Genomic DNA, 4631 nt, shown 5'->3' with positions numbered 1-4631 from the left:
CCCACCAGCCGGTCGAGCACCTGGCCTCGCTGCGCGCCATCCCGGGCCTGAACATCGTCCGCCCGGCCGACGCCAACGAGACCGCGATCGCCTGGGCCGAGATCCTCCGACGGCACGCCACCCGCCCGGCCCCGCACGGGCTCGTGCTCACCCGCCAGGGCGTGCCCACATACGCGCCGGACCCGGACGCGGCCAAGGGGGGATACATCCTTCACGAGGCATCCACCGGGAGCCCGGACGTGGTGATCGTCGCCACCGGGTCCGAGGTGCGGCTCGCCGTGGCCGCGCGGGAGTTGCTGGAGGCGGAGGGGACCGGCACCCGAGTGGTCTCGATGCCGTCCGTGGAGTGGTTCGAGGAGCAGCCGCGCGAGTACCGCGAGCAGGTGCTGCCGCCGTCGGTGCGGGCGCGCGTGGCCGTGGAGGCCGGCATCGGCCTGACGTGGTACCGCTACGCAGGTGACGCAGGACGCGTCGTCTCCCTCGAACACTTCGGTGCCTCCGCCGATGCCGCGACCCTGTTCGCCGAATACGGCTTCACCCCCGAGAACGTCGCCGCCGCGGCCCGCGCATCGCTGGCCGCCGCGCGCGCATGATCCGAACGCAACAAGGAAGATGATCACTGTGAGCGAAGCAACCGCGACCGCCGGAGCGCTCGAGCGCCTGTCCGAAGAGGGCGTGTCGATCTGGCTGGACGACCTCTCGCGGCGGCGGATCGCGTCGGGGAACCTGGCCGGGCTCGTCGCGGCCCGGCACGTCGTGGGCGTCACCACCAATCCGTCGATCTTCCAGGCCGCCATCGGCTCCGGGGAGGGTTACGAGGAGCAGCTCGCCGACCTGGCGGTGCGCGGCGTCACGGTCGACGAGGCCGTACGGATGATGACCACCGCCGACGTGCGCGCCGCCGCCGACGTGCTGCGGCCGGTGTACGAGGCGACCGGCGGACGGGACGGCCGGGTCTCGATCGAGGTCGACCCGCGGCTGGCCCACGACACGGCGGCGACCGTCGCCGAGGCCCGGCAGCTGGCCTGGCTGGTGGACCGGCCCAATGTGATGATCAAGATTCCGGCCACCCGGGCGGGTCTGCCGGCGATCACCGAGGTGGTCGGAGCGGGTATCAGTGTCAATGTGACGCTGATCTTCTCCCTGGAGCGCTACCGCGAGGTCATGGACGCCTACCTCGCCGGTCTGGAGAAGGCGCGCGCCGCGGACCTGGACCTGTCGCGGATCCACTCCGTGGCCTCCTTCTTCGTCTCCCGGGTCGACACCGAGATCGACAAGCGGCTGACCCTGCTGGGCGGCGACGAGGCGCCGGCGCTGAAAGGCCGGGCGGCCCTCGCGAACGCCCGGCTCGCCTACGCGGAGTACGAGCAGGTGTTCGGGTCCGCGGACGGTTCGACCGCGCCCGGTGAGCGCTTCGCCGCGCTGGCGGGCGCCGCGGCGAACAAGCAGCGTCCCCTGTGGGCGTCGACCGGGGTGAAGGATCCGGCATACAAGGACACCCTGTATGTGGACGAACTGGTCGCGCCCGGCACGGTCAACACCATGCCGGAGGGCACGCTGAACGCCACCGCCGACCACGGCGCGATCACCGGAGACACGGTGACCGGCGGCTATGCGCGGGCCCGCGCCGACCTGGCGGCGGTCGAACGGCTGGGGATCTCCTACGACGAGGTCGTGCAGCAGCTCGAGGACGAGGGCGTCGCCAAGTTCGAGGCGGCCTGGCAGGACCTGCTGGACGCGGTCACGAAGTCCCTGAACAGCAAGGGAGTTGACGCGGAATGAGCAAGAAGCGCGCCGAGCCGGCGGCGCCGGACGTGGCCGTGGGCCCCGCCCAGGACGCCGCCGCACAGCCCACGGCGCCGGCCCCCGGGGCGGCGCGGCCGGACGCCGCGCCCTCCCAGGCCGCGCCGTCCGATGTACGTGTCCCCGTCGTGCCGTCCGCCGACTGGGTGAATCCGCTGCGTGATCCGCTGGACCGCCGGCTGCCGCGGATCGCGGGCCCCTCCGGCCTTGTGATCTTCGGCGTCACCGGCGACCTGTCCCGCAAGAAGCTGATGCCGGCCGTGTACGACCTCGCCAACCGGGGTCTGCTGCCGCCGGGCTTCTCACTGGTCGGCTTCGCCCGTCGCGACTGGGAGAACCAGGACTTCGCCCAGGAGGTGTACGAGGCGGTCAAGGAACACGCGCGCACGCCCTTCCGGGAGGAGGTCTGGCACCAGCTGACCGAGGGCATGCGCTTCATCCCCGGGGACTTCGACGACGACACGGCGTTCAAGCAGCTGAAGGCGGCCGTCGAGGAGCTGGACGGCTCCCGCGGCACGGGCGGCAACTTCGCCTTCTACCTCTCCGTACCGCCGAAGTTCTTCCCCAAGGTCGTGCAGCAGCTGAAGAAGCACGGGCTGGCGGAGGGGCCGAAGGGCGCCTGGCGGCGTGCCGTCATCGAAAAGCCGTTCGGCCACGATCTGGCCAGTGCCCGGGAGCTGAACCGGATCGTGCACGACGTGTTCGACCCGGAGCAGGTCTTCCGCATCGACCACTACCTGGGCAAGGAGACCGTCCAGAACATCCTGGCGCTGCGCTTCGCCAACCAGATGTACGAGCCGATCTGGAACCGGTCGTATGTGGATCATGTGCAGATCACCATGGCCGAGGACATCGGCATCGGCGGTCGCGCGGGCTACTACGACGGGATCGGCGCCGCCCGGGACGTCATCCAGAACCACCTGCTCCAGCTGATGGCGCTCACCGCGATGGAGGAACCGATCGCGTTCGACGCCGAGGCGCTGCTGACCGAGAAGCTGAAGGTGCTGAAGTCGGTGCGGCTGCCCGAGGACCTGGGCGCCCACACCGTGCGGGGCCAGTACACCGAGGGCTGGCAGGGCGGCGAGAAGGTCCCCGGCTACCTCCAGGAGGAGGGGATCAACCCCCAGTCGAAGACCGACACCTACGCGGCGATCAAGCTGGGGATCGACAACCGCCGCTGGGCGGGCGTCCCGTTCTATCTGCGCACCGGCAAGCGGCTGGGCCGGCGGGTCACCGAGATCGCGGTGGTGTTCAAGCGGGCGCCGCACTCCCCGTTCGACTCCACCGCCACCGAGGAGCTGGGCGAGAACGCGATCGTGATCCGCGTCCAGCCGGACGAGGGCATGACGGTCCGCTTCGGCTCCAAGGTGCCGGGCACCTCGATGGAGATCCGGGACGTCACGATGGACTTCGCCTACGGCGAGTCCTTCACCGAGTCCAGCCCGGAGGCGTACGAGCGCCTCATCCTGGACGTGCTCCTGGGTGACGCCAACCTGTTCCCGCGCCATCAGGAAGTGGAACAGTCCTGGAAGATCCTCGACCCGATCGAGGCGTACTGGGACGAGAACGGCAGGCCCGCCAGGTACCGGTCGGGGACGTGGGGCCCGCGGGAGGCCGACGAGATGCTCGCACAAGACGGACGGAGCTGGCGCAGGCCATGAAGATCGACCTGACCGAGACCACCGCAAGCAAGATCAACAAGGCGCTGGTGCAGGGCCGCCGCGCCATCGGCACACCCGCCGTGGGCATGGTCCTGACGATGGTCATCGTCACCGACGAGGAGAACGCCTACGACTCGATCAAGGCCGCCGAGGACGCCTCGCACGAGCACCCCATGCGGACCCTGGTCGTCATCAAGCGGCACGCCCGCACCCTGCGCGACCGCACCCACTCGCGGCTCGACGCCGAGGTCCGGGTCGGCTCCGAGGCCGGCACCGGCGAGACGGTGGTGCTGCGCCTGTACGGCGAGGTGTCCGACCACGCCGACTCGGTGGTCCTGCCCCTGCTGCTCCCCGACGCGCCGGTCGTCGTCTGGTGGCCGGTGGACGCGCCGGACGACCTCGCCGAGGACCCGCTGGGCACGCTGGCCCAGCGCAGGATCACCGACCTGTACGCCTTCGAGCGTCCGCTGGAGGTCCTCCAGACCAGGGCCGACCACTACGCCCCCGGCGACACCGACCTCGCCTGGACCAGGCTCACCCTGTGGCGCTCGATGCTCGCCGCCGCCCTGGACCAGGCCCGCGTGGAGGTGACCTCGGCGACCGTCGAGGCCGAGGCGGACAACCCGAGCGCGGAGCTGCTGGCCCGCTGGCTGGAGGCACGGCTCGGGGTCAAGGCCGACCGCGTGCACAGCCCCGGCCCGTTCGTGACCTCCGTACGCCTGGGCACCGCCGAGGGCGAGATCACCGTGGACCGGCCCGAGGGCCCGCTGGCCACGCTGTCCCTGCCGGGCCAGCCGCCGCGCGCCCTCGCCCTCAAGGTCCGCCCCACCTCCGAACTCATCGCCGAGGAGCTGCGCCGCCTCGACGCCGACGACATGTACGCCGTGGCCCTGCGGGGCGCCGGCATCAAGGAGACCGTCTGACATGCCCGACACCCCCGAGCTCACCCGGCGGCCGGAGTGGACCGCCCTGGAGGACCACCGCGCCCGCTCGCAGCCGCATCTGCGGGAGCTGTTCGAGGCGGACCCCTCCCGCGCGGAGCGCTACACGGTGCGCGTCGGCGATCTGCGCATCGACTACTCCAAGAACCTGGTCACCGACGAGACTCTGCGGCTGCTGCGGGAGCTGGCCGCCGCCACCGGCGTGGCCGGGCTGCGGGACGCGATG

4 protein-coding genes and 1 pseudogene are annotated in these 4631 nt (G+C 71.3%); all 5 read left to right on the top strand.

The features are described 5' to 3' along the window. Positions 1-593, top strand: a 593-nt coding sequence (locus ABZ484_RS38380) for a transketolase C-terminal domain-containing protein (protein WP_358870585.1), incomplete at its 5' end; no start/stop codon positions are given. A 19-nt stretch (positions 594-612) separates the two neighbouring features. Beyond that, the gene (gene tal / locus ABZ484_RS38375; protein WP_358870584.1) at positions 613-1782 is read left to right on the top strand and encodes a transaldolase; all 1170 of its coding nucleotides are present in this window, start codon (positions 613-615) and stop codon (positions 1780-1782) included. Next, positions 1779-3464 (top strand): glucose-6-phosphate dehydrogenase, encoded by a 1686-nt coding sequence (gene zwf / locus ABZ484_RS38370; protein WP_358870583.1) that lies wholly within the window; start codon positions 1779-1781, stop codon positions 3462-3464. The genes tal and zwf overlap by 4 nt, the downstream gene beginning before the upstream one ends. Then, positions 3461-4387 carry a glucose-6-phosphate dehydrogenase assembly protein OpcA gene (opcA, locus tag ABZ484_RS38365; protein ID WP_358870582.1) on the top strand — a complete coding sequence of 309 codons (927 nt, stop codon included), beginning with the start codon at positions 3461-3463 and terminating at the stop codon, positions 4385-4387. Before zwf ends, opcA begins: the two co-directional genes overlap by 4 nt. Before the next feature lies 1 nt (position 4388). After that, positions 4389-4631: pseudogene (locus ABZ484_RS38360) on the top strand (glucose-6-phosphate isomerase); the annotation flags it as partial.

The organism is Streptomyces sp. NPDC006393, from assembly GCF_040628575.1.
Classification (GTDB): domain Bacteria; phylum Actinomycetota; class Actinomycetes; order Streptomycetales; family Streptomycetaceae; genus Streptomyces.
This window is presented reverse-complemented; position numbering and strand designations above follow the sequence as displayed.